The organism is Streptomyces sp. NPDC085932 (assembly GCF_044540525.1).
Taxonomy (GTDB): domain Bacteria; phylum Actinomycetota; class Actinomycetes; order Streptomycetales; family Streptomycetaceae; genus Streptomyces; species Streptomyces levis.
On record NZ_JBITSJ010000003.1, the window covers coordinates 617,757 to 631,166 of the forward strand.

The following is a 13,410-nucleotide window of genomic DNA, read 5'->3' on the forward strand; positions in this document are numbered from 1 at the left end:
GGGGTACGAACGGCTCGGTGCCCCGCTGTCAGACCTTCGCGCGATACGCCCTCATGGCCAGCGGATAGAACACCAGAGCGATGCCCGCCGCCCAGACCAGCGACCACAGCACCGGCTCCGCCACGGGCCCGCCGAGCAGCAGCCCACGGAAGGCGTCGGACAGATGCGTGACCGGATTGACGTCGCTCCACGCCTGCAGCCAGCCCGGCATGGTGTCGACGACGACGAACGCGCTGCTGGTGAAGGTGATCGGGAAGATCAGGGTGAAGGCGAACGCCTGCACCTTCTCCGCGTCACCGGCCAGCATCCCGATGAGCACCGCGCTCCATGAGACGGCCGCCGCGAACACCACCACCAGCAGCACGCCGAGCAGGAACCCGCCGAAACCGCCGGTGACCCGGAAGCCGAGCGCGAGCCCGAGGACGATCATCAGCACCATCGCCCAGACGTGCTTGGCGAGGTCGGCGGTGATGCGCCCGACGAGCGGGGCGGAGCGGGCGATGGGCAGGCTGCGCAGCCGGTCGAAGACGCCCTTGGTGAGGTCGGTGTTGAGGGCCATCGCCGTGTACACCGTCATGAACAGGGTGTTCTGCACGATGATCCCGGGCAGCGCGTACTTCAGGTACGCCTCCGGCGACCCGGCCATCTGCCCGCCCAGCACGTAGGTGAACAGGAACACGAACATGATCGGCGTGATGCTGTAGTCGACCAGTTCGAGCGGGTTGTGCTTGACGGCGACCAGGCTCCGCCAGGCCATGGTGAAGGTCTGCCGCACCCCGGCCAGGGCCGGCACCCGGCCCGAGGAGGTGACCGGTGCCGTGACGGTCGTGGCGGTCATGACCGGCTCACCGCCTTCGCCGGCTCGTCCTCGTCCCGGGCGTCCGCCTCACCGTCCTCCCCGGACCCGCCCGGTTCGGCGCGGTGCCCGGTCAGGGAGAGGAACACCTCGTCGAGCGAGGAGCGGCGCAGGGCCAGCTCCCCCACCGCGATGCCCTCCCGGTCCAGCGCGCGCACCACGGCCGGCATCAGCTCCGGGTCCTTCACCGGCGCGGTGACCGTCTCGCCCTCGATCCGCGCCTCGGGCCCGGCGGCCCCGGCCACCAGCGCGTGCGCCCGCGCGAGGTCCTGCCCGAGGACCGGCCGCAGCTCCAGCACCTGCCCGCCGACCTGCGCCTTCAGCCGGTCGGGCGTGCCCTCGGCGATCACCCGGCCCTTGTCGATCACCACGATCTCGTCGGCGAGCACATCGGCCTCGTTCAGGTACTGCGTGGTCAGCAGGGCGGTCGCCCCGTCCGCGACCAGGCCGCGCAGCAGGTTCCACAGCTCGCCGCGGCTGTGCGGGTCCAGGCCGGTGGTGGGCTCGTCCAGGAAGAGGATGCTGGGGCGGCCGACCAGGCTCGCCGCCAGGTCCAGGCGCCGGCGCATACCGCCCGAGTAGGTCTTGGCCGCCCGCCCGGCCGCGTGCGTCAGCTGGAAGCGCTCCAGCAGCTTCCCCGCCCGCGCTTTCGCCTCCCGCCGCGGCAGCCCGAGCAGCCGGCCGATGAGCAGCAGGTTCTCCGTGCCGGTGAGGTTCTCGTCGACCGCCGCGTACTGCCCGGTCAGCCCGACCAGGGACCGCACCACCCCGGCCTCCCGGACCACGTCGTGCCCGGCGACCCGGGCCCACCCCCCGTCGGGCCGCAGCAGGGTGGCGAAGATCCGCACCGCGGTCGTCTTCCCGGCACCGTTGGGACCCAGCAGCCCGAGCACAGTGCCCTTGCGGGCCGCGAGGTCGACACCGGCCAGCGCCTCGGTCTCCCGGAACCGTTTGACCAGGCCTTCCGCCTCTATCGCGTACGTCATGGGTCACCCCTCGCGGGTCCGTGGACCCCGGGCTGGGCCCACCCTTCCCACAACTGTGACGCACACCACTGACATTCCTCCCGTTGGCCGGATTTCTCCCCCGCCGGAGGCGGGAAGCGCCCGCGTGACGGATCCCACCTCACCGTCCGTTCGTACGCCCGTAACAATGGACTGTGATCTCTCCGGTCTCCTCGATGCCCCGGAGCGCCCACCGGCCCCGCCCGGAGGCGACTCCCTACGTCGACCTCACCCGAGCCGAATGGAGCGCGCTGCGTGACAAGACGCCGCTGCCCCTGACGGCCGAGGAGGTCGAGAAGCTGCGCGGTCTCGGCGACGTGATCGACCTGGACGAGGTGCGGGACATCTACCTCCCGCTGTCCCGGCTCCTCAACCTCTACGTCGGCGCCACGGACGGCCTCAGGGGAGCGCTGAACACGTTCCTCGGCGAGCAGGGCTCCCAGTCCGGCACCCCGTTCGTCATAGGGGTCGCCGGCTCGGTCGCCGTCGGCAAGTCGACGGTGGCCCGCCTGCTGCAGGCCCTGCTCTCCCGCTGGCCCGAGCACCCGCGCGTCGAGCTGGTCACCACCGACGGCTTCCTGCTGCCCACCCGGGAACTCCAGGCCCGCGGCCTGATGTCCCGCAAGGGCTTCCCGGAGTCCTACGACCGCCGCGCCCTGACCCGCTTCGTCGCCGACATCAAGGCCGGCAAGGACGAGGTCACGGCCCCGGTCTACTCCCACCTGATCTACGACATCGTCCCGGACGAGCGCCTGACGGTCCGCCGCCCGGACATCCTGATCGTCGAGGGCCTGAACGTCCTGCAGCCCGCCCTGCCCGGCAAGGACGGCCGCACCCGCGTCGGCCTCGCCGACTACTTCGACTTCAGCGTCTACGTCGACGCCCGCGTCGAGGACATCGAGCGCTGGTACCTCAACCGCTTCCGCAAGCTGCGCGCGACCGCCTTCCAGAACCCGTCCTCGTACTTCCGCAAGTACACCCAGGTCTCCGAGGAGGAGGCCCTCGACTACGCCCGCACCATGTGGCGCACGATCAACCGGCCCAACCTGGTCGAGAACATCGCCCCCACCCGCGGCCGCGCCACCCTGGTCCTGCGCAAGGGCCCGGACCACACGGTGCAGCGCCTGAGCCTGCGCAAACTGTGACCGTTACGCTGCCGCCATGCTGCATCTGCGCCTGATCACGCCGTCCGAGAAAACCGGGGACGTGGTCCGTCTGATCGAAGGGACGGTCGGCACCACGCATCTCGTCGTGCTGCCGGGCGCGGCCCGCGACCCCGCCGGCGACGTCGTGATGTGCGACGTGGCCCGGGAGGCGGGCGACGAACTCCTCGGCCGCCTGCGGGAACTGGACCTGGAGGACTGCGGCTCGATCTCCGTCGAGAACATCGACCTGTCGCTGTCGAAGCGGGCCGACGAGGCGGAGTCGGAGGCGCCGGGCGAGGGCGCGGACGCGGTGCTGTGGGAGCACCTGACCGACGCCACGCACGAGGAGTCGACGCTGTCGGTCACCTACCTGGCGTTCCTCACGCTGGCCACCATGATCGCGGCCTGCGGTGTGGTGCTGGACAACGCCATCCTGATCGTGGGCGCGATGGCGGTGGGCCCGGAGTTCGGCCCGCTCGCGGGCATCTGCACGGCGGTGGTGCAGCGCGCGCCCCGCCTCGCGCTGCGCTCGCTGACCGCCCTGCTGGTGGGCTTCGCCGTGGCGATGGCGGTGACGGTCGGCTTCAGCCACTTCATGGACGCGGTGAACCTGTTCAGCGAGGAGAAGCTGGAGAGCGACCGTCCCAACACCGGCTTCATCTACGCCCCCGACTGGTTCTCCTTCGTCGTGGCGATCCTCGCCGGCGCCGCGGGCACGCTCTCCCTGACCTCCGCCAAGTCCGGCGCCCTGGTCGGCGTCGCGATCTCGGTGACCACGGTCCCGGCCGCCGCCAACGCGGCGGTGGCCCTCAGCTACGGCGACATGAAGCAGACCTGGGGTTCGACGGAACAGCTCCTGCTCAACCTGCTGGGCATCATGCTGGCCGGCACCCTGACCCTGCTGACCCAGAAGTGGCTCTGGCGACGCCAACAGCAGCGTACCTAGGGGCGCGGGGAACGGCGCGACAAGCCACGACGAACCCGCAGCCCGCCACACACAGCACCCCCGCCCCGAACCCGGAACGGCCGGCTACCCCAACGCCGACTTCACGACGTCGGCCAGCCGCCCCGCCACGGACCGAGCCTGCTCGATGTCGGCCGCCTCCACCATCACCCGGACCAGCGGCTCGGTCCCGGAAGGCCGCAGCAGCACCCGCCCGGTCTCCCCGAGCTCCCGCTCCGCGTCCGTCACGGCCGCCGCCAGCTCCGCGGACGTCCTCACCCGGGACTTGTCCACGTCCGGCACGTTCACCAGCACCTGCGGCAGCCGCTCCATCACCGAGGCCAGCTCCCGCAGCGGACGCCCGCTCCCGGCGACCCGCGCCGCCAGCAGCAGCCCGGTCAGCGTGCCGTCCCCGGTCGTCGCGTGGTCGAGGATGATCACGTGCCCGGACTGCTCGCCCCCGAGCGCGAACCCGTGCTCCTTCATCTCCTCCAGCACGTACCGGTCGCCCACCGCGGTCTGCACCAGCCGGATGCCCTCCCGCTCCATGGCGAGCTTGAACCCGAGGTTCGACATCACGGTCGCCACGACCGTCTCGGACCGCAGCGCGGACCGCTCCCGCATGTCCAGGGCGAGCACGGCGAGGATCTGGTCGCCGTCCACCTCCTCGCCGGTGTGGTCCACGGCGAGGCACCGGTCGGCGTCACCGTCGTGCGCGATGCCCAGGTGGGCCCCGTGCTCCACGACCGCGGCCTTGAGCTTGTCCAGGTGCGTCGACCCGCACCCGTCGTTGATGTTGAGCCCGTCCGGCTCGGCCCCGATGGTGACGACCTCGGCACCGGCCCGCTGGAACGCCTCGGGCGAGACCCGGGCGGCGGCGCCGTGCGCCTCGTCCAGGACGACCTTCAGCCCGTCGAGCCGGTTCGGCAGGACACCCAGCAGGTGCTCGACGTACCGGTCGAAGCCCTCGTCGTAGTCCCGCACCCGGCCCACGCCGGCCCCGGTCGGCCGGTCCCACGGGGCGCCGGTGCGGTGCTCCTCGTAGACGGACTCGATCCGGTCCTCCAGCTCGTCGGCGAGCTTGTGGCCACCGCGCGCGAAGAACTTGATGCCGTTGTCCGGCATGGCGTTGTGGCTCGCGGAGAGCATCACACCCAGGTCGGCGCCGAGCTCCCCGGTCAGGAACGCCACCGCGGGCGTCGGCAGCACACCGACGCGCAGGACGTCCACACCGGCGCTGGCCAGGCCCGCGACCACGGCGGCTTCCAGGAACTCCCCGGAGGCGCGGGGGTCACGTCCGACGACCGCGGTCGGCCGGTGCCCCTCGAACGTGCCCGCCTCGGCCAGTACGTGCGCCGCGGCAACCGAGAGGCCCAGGGCCATCTCCGCCGTGAGATCCGCGTTGGCGACACCGCGCACGCCGTCCGTGCCGAAGAGTCGTCCCACAGTGGTGTCCTCCGTATTGCTGAAGAGAATGCGGCTCACATTCCCGAGTACGTCCCCTGAGACTGCCGGGGGCCCGTACGGGTTGTGTAAACGAACCGCCCCGGCAGCACAACCGTGCCGCCGGGGCGATCGAGGCGAAGCCAGTCGCGAGGACGGGCGACGCGCTTAGCGCTTGCTGTACTGCGGAGCCTTGCGGGCCTTCTTCAGACCGGCCTTCTTGCGCTCGACCGCACGGTCGTCGCGGCGGAGGAAGCCGGCCTTCTTCAGCGGGCCGCGGTTGTTGTCGACGTCGGCCTCGTTCAGCGCGCGGGCGACACCGAGACGGAGCGCACCGGCCTGGCCGGAGACACCGCCACCGGCGATGCGGGCGATGACGTCGTAACGGCCCTCGAGCTCGAGAACCTTGAACGGCTCGTTGACTTCCTGCTGGTGCACCTTGTTCGGGAAGTAGTCCTCGAGGGTGCGACCGTTGATCTTCCACTTGCCGGTGCCCGGGACGATCCGGACGCGGGCGATGGCGTTCTTGCGACGGCCCAGGCCGGCGGCCGGCTGGGGCTCGCCGAAGCGGGACGCCATGGACTCCGAGGTGTACTCGCCCTCGACGGGGACCTCGGACTCGGTGGTGTAGCTGTCGATGTCAAGCTCTTCGAGCGGCTGCTCGGCAGTGGTCTCGGCCACGATTCTCCTCAGATTCTGTTCAGTCTTAGGGGGTGGCCGGACTTACTGCGCGACCTGGGTGATCTCGTACGGCTGCGGCTGCTGCGCGCCGTGCGGGTGCTGGTCACCCTTGTAGACCTTCAGCTTCGAGAGCATCTGACGGCCCAGAGTGTTCTTGGGGAGCATGCCCTTGACGGCCTTCTCGATGGCCTTCTCGGGGTTCTTGTCGAGCAGCTCGTCGTAACGGACGGAGCGCAGACCACCCGGGTAGCCGGAGTGGCGGTACGCCATCTTCTGGGTCCGCTTGTTGCCGGAGAGGTGCACCTTGTCGGCGTTGATGATGATGACGAAGTCACCAGCGTCGACGTGCGGCGCGTAGATCGGCTTGTGCTTGCCCCGGAGAAGGGTCGCTGCGGTGGAGGCGAGACGGCCCAGGACGACGTCCTGAGCGTCAATGACGTGCCACTGGCGCGTCACATCGCCGGGCTTGGGGCTGTACGTACGCACGGTTCGTAGCCTTCGCTTCGAGTGAATGGTCCTGAACAGGTCACCGAAACGATCACGACAGCCTTGACCGCACTGCGGTGACGCAAACCGCGTGCTGGTCGCTGGTCATCGGCCCGGTGGACCGGTGTAAGGGCCCGTCCCGTGAGAATGAGCAAGCCAATACACAACGAACAAGCAGAATACCGGGGCGTTCGACAAGGGTCAAAACGCGGGATCACCGGCGCCGGAGGCTCCCCGGCGTGCACAGCGCGGCACACAGCGTCACGACCCTGCGCAGGGTCCCCCGCCGGACCGGCCGCACGTACGGGAACACCGACGAGAGCACCACATCGGCCAGCGATCCGGCGCACCACCGCACCACGGAGCCGCCCCCGCGCGCCCGCCGCCCCGCCCGCACCACCCCGACCAGCACGGACGGCCACACCCCGAGCGCGGCGGCCGGCCCCACCGCCAGACAGACCAGCAGCACCACGGCCGGCAGCAGTCGCCCCAACCACCCGCAGATGTCGCCTTTGCCCGTGCGCATGGGAGGAACGCTAGGGGCTGCGGGGCCCGTCCAGGCGGACCAGCACGCCCCATGTCCCGTCTAAGATGCGCCCCATGAGCTTTGGGCAGGGGGGACCTCAGTCCCAGTGGGATCCCTGGAAACCGCAGTCGCAGCAGCCCTGGAACAGCGGGGGCGGCCAGTCCCCGGACTGGGCAGCGCTCGCTGAAGCCTCCGAGGCCCGCAACAAGCGGCGCCGCCTGCTGCTCGTCGGCGGCGGCGCGCTCGCCACGGTCGCGATCGGCACCGCCGTCGCGGTGGCCGTGGTCTCGGCCAACGGCGACGGCCGCCCCAACAGCCCGGCCTCCCTGCCCTCGGCGGACATCCCCAGCGGCACGGCCTCGGCCCCGTCGTTCGCCCCGACCAGCGCCCCTCCCCCGCTGGACCCGAAGGACTTCATCGCCAGCGCGAAGAAGGACAAGGCCCCGCTCAGCCCGGAGACGCTCTTCCCGGGCACCCAGCTGACGATGGGCGACACCGTCTACAAGAAGGGCCCGACCGCCGACACGAGGAACTGCGCCTCGGCCGCCGGCGGCACCCTCCCCAAGGTCCTCACCGCCAACGACTGCACGCGCCTGATACGGGTGACGTACGTCAAGGGCGGCATCGCCGTCACCATGGGCGTGGCGGTCTTCGACACCGAGGCCCAGGCGCTCAAGGCCAAGAGCCAGACCGACAAGAAGAGCTTCGTGAAGTCGCTCTCGGGCGGTGGCGTGAAGGGCTTCTGCGAGTCCGCCATCTGCAACACGACGAGCAACTCCTACGGCCGCTACGCCTACTTCGCCAACGCGGGCTTCACCAGCGGCAAGGACGTCACCACGAAGGACACCGAGGTCTTCCGCACCAGCGACGACCTCCAGCAGTTCACGTTCAACCAGATCCGCCGCCGCGGCGAGGCCCAGGCCTCGGCCGCGGCGAACGAGTAGCCCCGGCTCAGCAGCACCCGGCCGACGGCAACGACCGCTTGTTCCGCGCCTCCTTGCTGCGCGCGGCGAGCAACTCGTCGGCCGGGTAGCCGACTTCCTCCAGCGTCAGCCCGTGCGGCCGGACGACGTGCACCGCGGAGTCGCGCACCCCGGCCGCCAGCACCTTCGCGGGCCAGTCCGGCGGCCGGTGCCCGTCGCCCACGAACAGCAGCGCCCCGATGAGCGAACGCACCATGTTGTGGCAGAAGGCGTCGGCCCGCACGGTGGCCGTGATGATCCCGTCCCCGCCGCGCACCAGGCTCAGCTCCTGCAGCGTGCGGATGGTGGTGGCGCCCTCCCGCTTCTTGCAGTAGGCGGCGAAGTCGTGCTCGCCCAGCAGCCCGCGGGCGGCCTCGTTCATGGCGTCCACGTCGAGCGGCCAGTCGTGCCACAGCACGTGGTTGCGCAGCAGCGGGTCGACGCCGCCCGGGTTGTCGGTGACGCGGTAGGCGTACCGCCTCCACACCGCCGAGAACCGGGCGTTGAAACCGCTGGGCGCCTCTCTGAGGGCCCAGACCCGTACGTCCCGGGGCAGCCGCCCGGCGAGCCGCTTGAGCAGCTTCTGGTGGTGCTCACGCCAGACGTCCTCCGGCAGATCGACGTGGGCGACCTGCCCCCGGGCGTGCACCCCGGCGTCGGTCCGCCCGGCCACGGTCAGCTCGTACACGGTGTCCCCGGACCGCGTCACGGTCCGCAGGGCGTCCTCGATCTCCCCCTGCACGGTCCGCCGCCCCCCGGCCTGCTTCGCCCACCCGGAGAAGTCGGTCCCGTCGTACGACAGGTCGAGCCGTACCCGGACATGACCGGGTGCCACTTCCTCACTCACCCCTGGATCCTCTCACCCACACGAAGACGGGCCCGCCCCCTCGAAAGGGAACGGACCCGCCGACAACGCCCTCAGGGGCGCGGGGAACTGCGCGAACAGCCACGGCGAACCGCGAGCCGCCGGTCCCCGGCAGACGCTTACGCGTCCTTGGACTCCTCGGTGTCCTCGGCCTTGGTCGTGTCGACCTGAGCCTCGGCAGCCTCGGCGTCCTTCGCGGCACGCTTGGTCGCGGCCTCGGCCTCGCCGGTCGCCTCCTGCGCCACCGTCAGCGCCTCGACCAGCTCGATGACGGCCATGGGCGCGTTGTCGCCACGGCGGTTACCGATCTTGGTGATGCGGGTGTAGCCACCCGGACGGTTCTCGTAGCGCGGGCCGATCTCGGTGAAGAGCGTGTGGACGATGCTCTTGTCCGTGATGACCTGGAGCACCTGACGGCGGTTGTGAAGGTCGCCCTTCTTCGCCTTGGTGACCAGACGCTCGGCGTACGGACGCAGCTTGCGCGCCTTCGCCTCGGTGGTGGTGATCCGACCGTGCTCGAAGAGCGACTTCGCGAGGTTCGCGAGCATCAGCTTCTCGTGCGCGGCGCTGCCGCCCAGACGGGCACCCTTGGTGGGCTTCGGCATGGTGTTTCTCCTAGGTGTCTGCCCCGGCCGTATCAGGTACCGGGGTCAGTATCCGAGCAGGCGGTCGCCTGTCGGAGATCCGGGGCGCCTTTCGACGCCCCGGAGGATCCACGCCCCAAGGGGCGCGGGGAACTGCGCGACCAGCCACAAGGGGCCGGCAGCCGAATCAGTACTGCTCGGTCTCCACGAAACCGGCGTCGGCGTCGTCATCGGCACCGAACGCGTCCGCGGCGGCGGTCGGGTCGAATCCGGGCGGGCTGTCCTTCAGGGCCAGGCCCATGCCGGCCAGCTTCGCCTTGACCTCGTCGATCGACTTCGCACCGAAGTTGCGGATGTCGAGCAGGTCCGCCTCGGACCGCGCCACGAGCTCACCCACGGAGTGGATGCCCTCGCGCTTGAGGCAGTTGTACGACCGAACGGTGAGCTCCAGCTCCTCGATCGGCAGCGCCAGGTCGGCGGCGAGCGCGGCGTCCGTCGGGGACGGACCCATGTCGATGCCCTCGGCGTCGATGTTCAGCTCGCGGGCGAGACCGAACAGCTCGACCAGGGTCTTGCCGGCGGAGGCCATGGCGTCGCGGGGACGCATCGCCTGCTTGGTCTCGACGTCGACGATCAGCTTGTCGAAGTCGGTCCGCTGCTCGACACGCGTGGCCTCGACCTTGTACGTGACCTTGAGGACCGGCGAGTAGATCGAGTCGACCGGGATGCGGCCGATCTCCTGGCCGACCTGCTTGTTCTGCACGGCGGAGACGTAACCGCGGCCGCGCTCGACCGTCAGCTCCATCTCCAGCTTGCCCTTGCCGTTGAGCGTGGCGAGGACGAGGTCGGGGTTGTGCACCTCGACACCGGCCGGGGGCGCGATGTCGGCGGCGGTGACCAGACCCGGACCCTGCTTGCGCAGGTACATCACGACCGGCTCGTCGTGCTCCGAGGAGACGACCAGCTGCTTGATGTTGAGGATCAGGTCGGTGACGTCCTCCTTGACGCCCGGCACGGTGGTGAACTCGTGCAGGACGCCGTCGATGCGGATGCTGGTGACAGCGGCACCGGGGATCGACGACAGGAGGGTGCGGCGGAGGGAGTTGCCGAGGGTGTAACCGAAGCCCGGCTCCAGCGGCTCGATCACGAACCGGGAGCGGAATTCGTCGACGACCTCTTCGGTCAACGAGGGACGCTGAGCGATCAGCATGTGTGGATCAGATCCTTCAGTCGTGGGCGCCCGCTATTTGACGCCCGACTCAGACCGCCCCGGCAAACGGGACGGGTACTGCAAGGGTACGGGCGATACGGCCCTTTCACGGAGCCGTACCGCCCGGAAACCTCGGTCTGCGCGAAGCAGCTCCGCGTCAGACGCGGCGGCGCTTCGGCGGACGGCAGCCGTTGTGCGGGGTCGGGGTGACGTCCTGGATGGAGCCGACCTCGAGGCCCGTGGCCTGCAGGGAACGGATCGCGGTCTCACGACCGGAACCCGGGCCCTTCACGAACACGTCGACCTTGCGCATGCCGTGCTCCTGGGCGCGGCGGGCAGCCGACTCGGCGGCCATCTGCGCGGCGAACGGCGTGGACTTCCGGGAGCCCTTGAAGCCGACGTGGCCGGCGGAGGCCCAGGAGATCACGTTGCCGGACGGGTCCGTGATCGAGACGATCGTGTTGTTGAACGTGCTCTTGATGTGCGCGTGGCCGTGAGCGACGTTCTTCTTTTCCTTGCGGCGCACCTTCTTGGCAGCGCCCTGACGACCCTTGGGGGGCATCTATAACTCCTACGGGAGGTGGTCGGTCCTACAGCGAAGACCGTGGACAGGCGTCCGCTGTGGACTACTTCTTGCCCGGCTTCTTCTTGCCGGCGATGGCGCGACGCGGGCCCTTGCGGGTACGCGCGTTGGTGCTGGTGCGCTGGCCGCGGACGGGCAGACCACGACGGTGGCGCAGACCCTGGTAGGTACCGATCTCCACCTTGCGGCGGATGTCGGCCTGGATCTCACGACGGAGGTCACCCTCGGTCTTGATGTTGTTGTCGACGTACTCGCGGATCGCGACGAGCTGCTCCTCGGAGAGGTCGCGAACGCGGGTGTTCGGGTCGACGCCGGTGGCGGCCAGCGTCTGCTGCGAGAGGGTCCGGCCGATGCCGAACACGTAGGTGAGGGCGATCTCCACGCGCTTGTCGCGCGGGATGTCAACACCGGAAACGCGTGCCATTCAATGGCTCCAGTTACTTGTCGGAGGTCTTCCGCAGAACCGACTCCCAGCCGCCGTACCAGGTACGAACTGGGTCCCCGGCCTCCGACCGGGGGTGTCAGGCGGCACATGTCCGCCTGGGTCCTGCGTATGAACTATTCAGCTTGCGTCGCGCGAATCTCTGCGATGGATGCAGAGGGATCGGTCGTGCGTCAGCCCTGGCGCTGCTTGTGGCGCGGGTTCTCGCAGATGACCATGACCCGGCCGTGACGGCGGATCACCCTGCACTTGTCGCAGATCTTCTTGACGCTCGGCTTGACCTTCATGGGGTGAGGTTCTCCGGGTCAGTGCCGGCAGCCCGAACGCACGAGGCGCCGGGACACAGGCAAGATCTACTTGTAGCGGTAGACGATCCGGCCACGCGTCAGGTCGTACGGAGACAGCTCCACCACGACCCGGTCGTCAGGGAGGATGCGGATGTAGTGCATACGCATCTTGCCGCTGATGTGTGCCAGGACCTGGTGGCCGTTCTGGAGCTCGACCTTGAACATGGCGTTCGGAAGAGACTCGACGACAGTGCCCTCGATCTCGATGGCACCTTGCTTCTTGGCCACGCTTCGCCCTTCGAATCGACTACCTTGATCGACTCCGTGCGACCGCACGCAGACATGCGGGTACACAAGAGCCGACGAGTCAGTCTACGTCAGGCCCCTCGGAAACACGAATCGAGAAAGCCTGCCCGTACCGCAAGAGCTTTAAGCCCGCCCTGAGGGGGCGCGCGGAACCGCGCGAGCGACCCCCACCGGCGCGCGGTCGCGGACGGCCCTCAGCCCAGCGGATCCGGCGCGGCCTGGATCCCCATCTCGGCGAGCTTCGCCTTGCCCCCGTCGGGAGACGTCAGCACCAGCGGTCCCTGTTCCGTGAGGGCGACCGAGTGCTCCCAGTGCGACGACCACGTACCGTCCGTGGTGACGACCGTCCAGTCGTCCTCCAGGACCTCCGTGCGCGGCGTCCCCAGCGACACCATCGGCTCGATCGCGAGGCAGAACCCGGGCACCAGCTTCGGACCCTTGCCGCGCCGGCGGTCGACGTAGTTCAGCAGGTGCGGGTCCATGTGCATCTCGGTGCCGATGCCGTGCCCGCCGTAGTCCTCGATGATCCCGTACTTGCCGCCGCCCGGCTTGGGCTGGCGGCGGATGTACGTCTCGATCGCGCGGGAGATGTCGACCAGCCGGTTGCCCTGCTTCATGGCGGCGATGCCGGCCCACATCGACTCCTCGGTCACCCGGGAGAGCTCGATCAGCTCCGGGGCGTGACCGGAGCCGACGAAGGCCGTGAAGGCCGCGTCACCGTGCCAGCCGTCGATGATCGCGCCGCAGTCGATGGAGATGACGTCCCCGTCCTTGAGGACGACGTCGTCGGAGGGGATGCCGTGGACCACGACCTCGTTCACCGACGTGCAGATGGTCGCGGGGAAGCCGCCGTAGCCGAGGAAGTTCGGCTTGGCGTTGTGCTCGGCGAGCACCTTGCGGGCGACTTGGTCCAGATCCCTGGTGGTGGCCCCGGGGACGGCGGCCTCGCGGGTCGCCGCGTGAATGGCGGCGACGACCAGCCCCGCCTCGCGCATCTTGGCGATCTGCTCGGGGCTCTTGATCTGCACCATGGGGGCTACGGCCTTTCTGGACCTTCGGCGACGGTGAACGTCTTCAACGATACGGG

At 69.7% G+C, this 13,410-nt stretch carries 17 protein-coding genes; 3 read left to right on the top strand and 14 right to left on the bottom strand.

What is annotated here, in order from left to right:
* Positions 1-28 precede the first annotated feature (28 nt).
* Both ACIGAQ_RS18810 and ACIGAQ_RS18815 read right to left on the bottom strand, forming a co-directional pair.
* Entirely contained in the window at positions 29-838 is an 810-nt protein-coding gene (locus ACIGAQ_RS18810; protein ID WP_311680311.1) for an ABC transporter permease, read from the bottom strand.
* Entirely contained in the window at positions 835-1,842 is a 1,008-nt protein-coding gene (locus ACIGAQ_RS18815; protein ID WP_399784115.1) for an ATP-binding cassette domain-containing protein, read from the bottom strand. The genes ACIGAQ_RS18810 and ACIGAQ_RS18815 overlap by 4 nt, the downstream gene beginning before the upstream one ends.
* Positions 1,843-2,036: 194 nt before the next feature.
* Between ACIGAQ_RS18815 and coaA the strand changes: the two genes are divergently transcribed.
* Positions 2,037-3,005 carry a type I pantothenate kinase gene (gene coaA, locus ACIGAQ_RS18820; protein WP_179272473.1) on the top strand — a complete coding sequence of 323 codons (969 nt, stop codon included), beginning with the start codon at positions 2,037-2,039 and terminating at the stop codon, positions 3,003-3,005.
* A 16-nt stretch (positions 3,006-3,021) separates the two neighbouring features.
* The gene (locus ACIGAQ_RS18825; protein ID WP_399784118.1) at positions 3,022-3,951 is read left to right on the top strand and encodes a DUF389 domain-containing protein; all 930 of its coding nucleotides are present in this window, start codon (positions 3,022-3,024) and stop codon (positions 3,949-3,951) included.
* A gap of 84 nt (positions 3,952-4,035) precedes the next feature.
* Here ACIGAQ_RS18825 and glmM read toward each other — a convergent pair whose 3' ends face one another.
* The 4 genes from glmM to ACIGAQ_RS18845 form a co-directional block, all read right to left on the bottom strand.
* The gene (glmM, locus tag ACIGAQ_RS18830) at positions 4,036-5,394 is read right to left on the bottom strand and encodes a phosphoglucosamine mutase (protein WP_399784121.1); all 1,359 of its coding nucleotides are present in this window, start codon (positions 5,392-5,394) and stop codon (positions 4,036-4,038) included.
* 165 nt (positions 5,395-5,559) lie between these two features.
* Positions 5,560-6,072 (bottom strand): 30S ribosomal protein S9, encoded by a 513-nt coding sequence (gene rpsI / locus ACIGAQ_RS18835; RefSeq protein WP_019526966.1) that lies wholly within the window; start codon positions 6,070-6,072, stop codon positions 5,560-5,562.
* 42 nt (positions 6,073-6,114) lie between these two features.
* Entirely contained in the window at positions 6,115-6,558 is a 444-nt protein-coding gene (gene rplM, locus ACIGAQ_RS18840) for a 50S ribosomal protein L13 (RefSeq protein WP_019754543.1), read from the bottom strand.
* 214 nt (positions 6,559-6,772) lie between these two features.
* Positions 6,773-7,084, bottom strand: coding sequence for a hypothetical protein (locus ACIGAQ_RS18845; protein ID WP_311680318.1), 312 nt, complete (start codon positions 7,082-7,084; stop codon positions 6,773-6,775).
* Between the two features lie 74 nt (positions 7,085-7,158).
* On the opposite strand from ACIGAQ_RS18845, the gene ACIGAQ_RS18850 reads away from it, so the two are divergent.
* Positions 7,159-8,028, top strand: a complete 870-nt coding sequence (locus ACIGAQ_RS18850; protein ID WP_311680319.1) for a hypothetical protein — start codon at positions 7,159-7,161, stop codon at positions 8,026-8,028.
* Between the two features lie 7 nt (positions 8,029-8,035).
* On the opposite strand, the gene truA is transcribed toward ACIGAQ_RS18850, so the two are convergent.
* From truA to map, 8 genes are all read right to left on the bottom strand, one after another.
* A complete protein-coding gene (truA, locus tag ACIGAQ_RS18855; RefSeq protein WP_311680320.1) occupies positions 8,036-8,893 on the bottom strand; it encodes a tRNA pseudouridine(38-40) synthase TruA in 858 nt (285 codons plus the stop codon).
* A gap of 137 nt (positions 8,894-9,030) precedes the next feature.
* Complete coding sequence (gene rplQ / locus ACIGAQ_RS18860) at positions 9,031-9,516, bottom strand: 50S ribosomal protein L17 (protein ID WP_311680321.1); 486 nt, start codon at positions 9,514-9,516, stop codon at positions 9,031-9,033.
* A gap of 166 nt (positions 9,517-9,682) precedes the next feature.
* Positions 9,683-10,705: a DNA-directed RNA polymerase subunit alpha gene (locus ACIGAQ_RS18865; protein WP_003966937.1), complete on the bottom strand. Its 1,023-nt coding sequence runs from the start codon at positions 10,703-10,705 to the stop codon at positions 9,683-9,685.
* Between the two features lie 157 nt (positions 10,706-10,862).
* On the bottom strand, positions 10,863-11,267 hold the full coding sequence (rpsK, locus tag ACIGAQ_RS18870; protein ID WP_003956432.1) for a 30S ribosomal protein S11: 405 nt from the start codon (positions 11,265-11,267) through the stop codon (positions 10,863-10,865).
* A gap of 64 nt (positions 11,268-11,331) precedes the next feature.
* Positions 11,332-11,712: a 30S ribosomal protein S13 gene (rpsM, locus tag ACIGAQ_RS18875; RefSeq protein WP_010036675.1), complete on the bottom strand. Its 381-nt coding sequence runs from the start codon at positions 11,710-11,712 to the stop codon at positions 11,332-11,334.
* 191 nt (positions 11,713-11,903) lie between these two features.
* Entirely contained in the window at positions 11,904-12,017 is a 114-nt protein-coding gene (rpmJ, locus tag ACIGAQ_RS18880) for a 50S ribosomal protein L36 (RefSeq protein WP_003998809.1), read from the bottom strand.
* Positions 12,018-12,083: 66 nt separating this feature from the next.
* Positions 12,084-12,305: a translation initiation factor IF-1 gene (gene infA, locus ACIGAQ_RS18885; RefSeq protein ID WP_003948620.1), complete on the bottom strand. Its 222-nt coding sequence runs from the start codon at positions 12,303-12,305 to the stop codon at positions 12,084-12,086.
* A gap of 212 nt (positions 12,306-12,517) precedes the next feature.
* Positions 12,518-13,354 (bottom strand): type I methionyl aminopeptidase, encoded by an 837-nt coding sequence (gene map / locus ACIGAQ_RS18890; RefSeq protein ID WP_362277015.1) that lies wholly within the window; start codon positions 13,352-13,354, stop codon positions 12,518-12,520.
* Positions 13,355-13,410: the final 56 nt, after the last annotated feature.

Bases quoted from the DNA above. Each gene is read 5' to 3' on its own strand.
- ACIGAQ_RS18810 (WP_311680311.1), bottom strand. From the start codon at position 838: ATGACCGCCACGACCGTCACGGCACCGGTCACCTCCTCGGGCCGGGTG.
- ACIGAQ_RS18815 (WP_399784115.1), bottom strand. From the start codon at position 1,842: ATGACGTACGCGATAGAGGCGGAAGGCCTGGTCAAACGGTTCCGGGAG.
- coaA (WP_179272473.1), top strand. From the start codon at position 2,037: ATGCCCCGGAGCGCCCACCGGCCCCGCCCGGAGGCGACTCCCTACGTC.
- ACIGAQ_RS18825 (WP_399784118.1), top strand. From the start codon at position 3,022: ATGCTGCATCTGCGCCTGATCACGCCGTCCGAGAAAACCGGGGACGTG.
- ACIGAQ_RS18845 (WP_311680318.1), bottom strand. From the start codon at position 7,084: ATGCGCACGGGCAAAGGCGACATCTGCGGGTGGTTGGGGCGACTGCTG.
- ACIGAQ_RS18850 (WP_311680319.1), top strand. From the start codon at position 7,159: ATGAGCTTTGGGCAGGGGGGACCTCAGTCCCAGTGGGATCCCTGGAAA.
- rplQ (WP_311680321.1), bottom strand. From the start codon at position 9,516: ATGCCGAAGCCCACCAAGGGTGCCCGTCTGGGCGGCAGCGCCGCGCAC.
- ACIGAQ_RS18865 (WP_003966937.1), bottom strand. From the start codon at position 10,705: ATGCTGATCGCTCAGCGTCCCTCGTTGACCGAAGAGGTCGTCGACGAA.
- rpsK (WP_003956432.1), bottom strand. From the start codon at position 11,267: ATGCCCCCCAAGGGTCGTCAGGGCGCTGCCAAGAAGGTGCGCCGCAAG.
- rpsM (WP_010036675.1), bottom strand. From the start codon at position 11,712: ATGGCACGCGTTTCCGGTGTTGACATCCCGCGCGACAAGCGCGTGGAG.
- rpmJ (WP_003998809.1), bottom strand. From the start codon at position 12,017: ATGAAGGTCAAGCCGAGCGTCAAGAAGATCTGCGACAAGTGCAGGGTG.
- map (WP_362277015.1), bottom strand. From the start codon at position 13,354: ATGGTGCAGATCAAGAGCCCCGAGCAGATCGCCAAGATGCGCGAGGCG.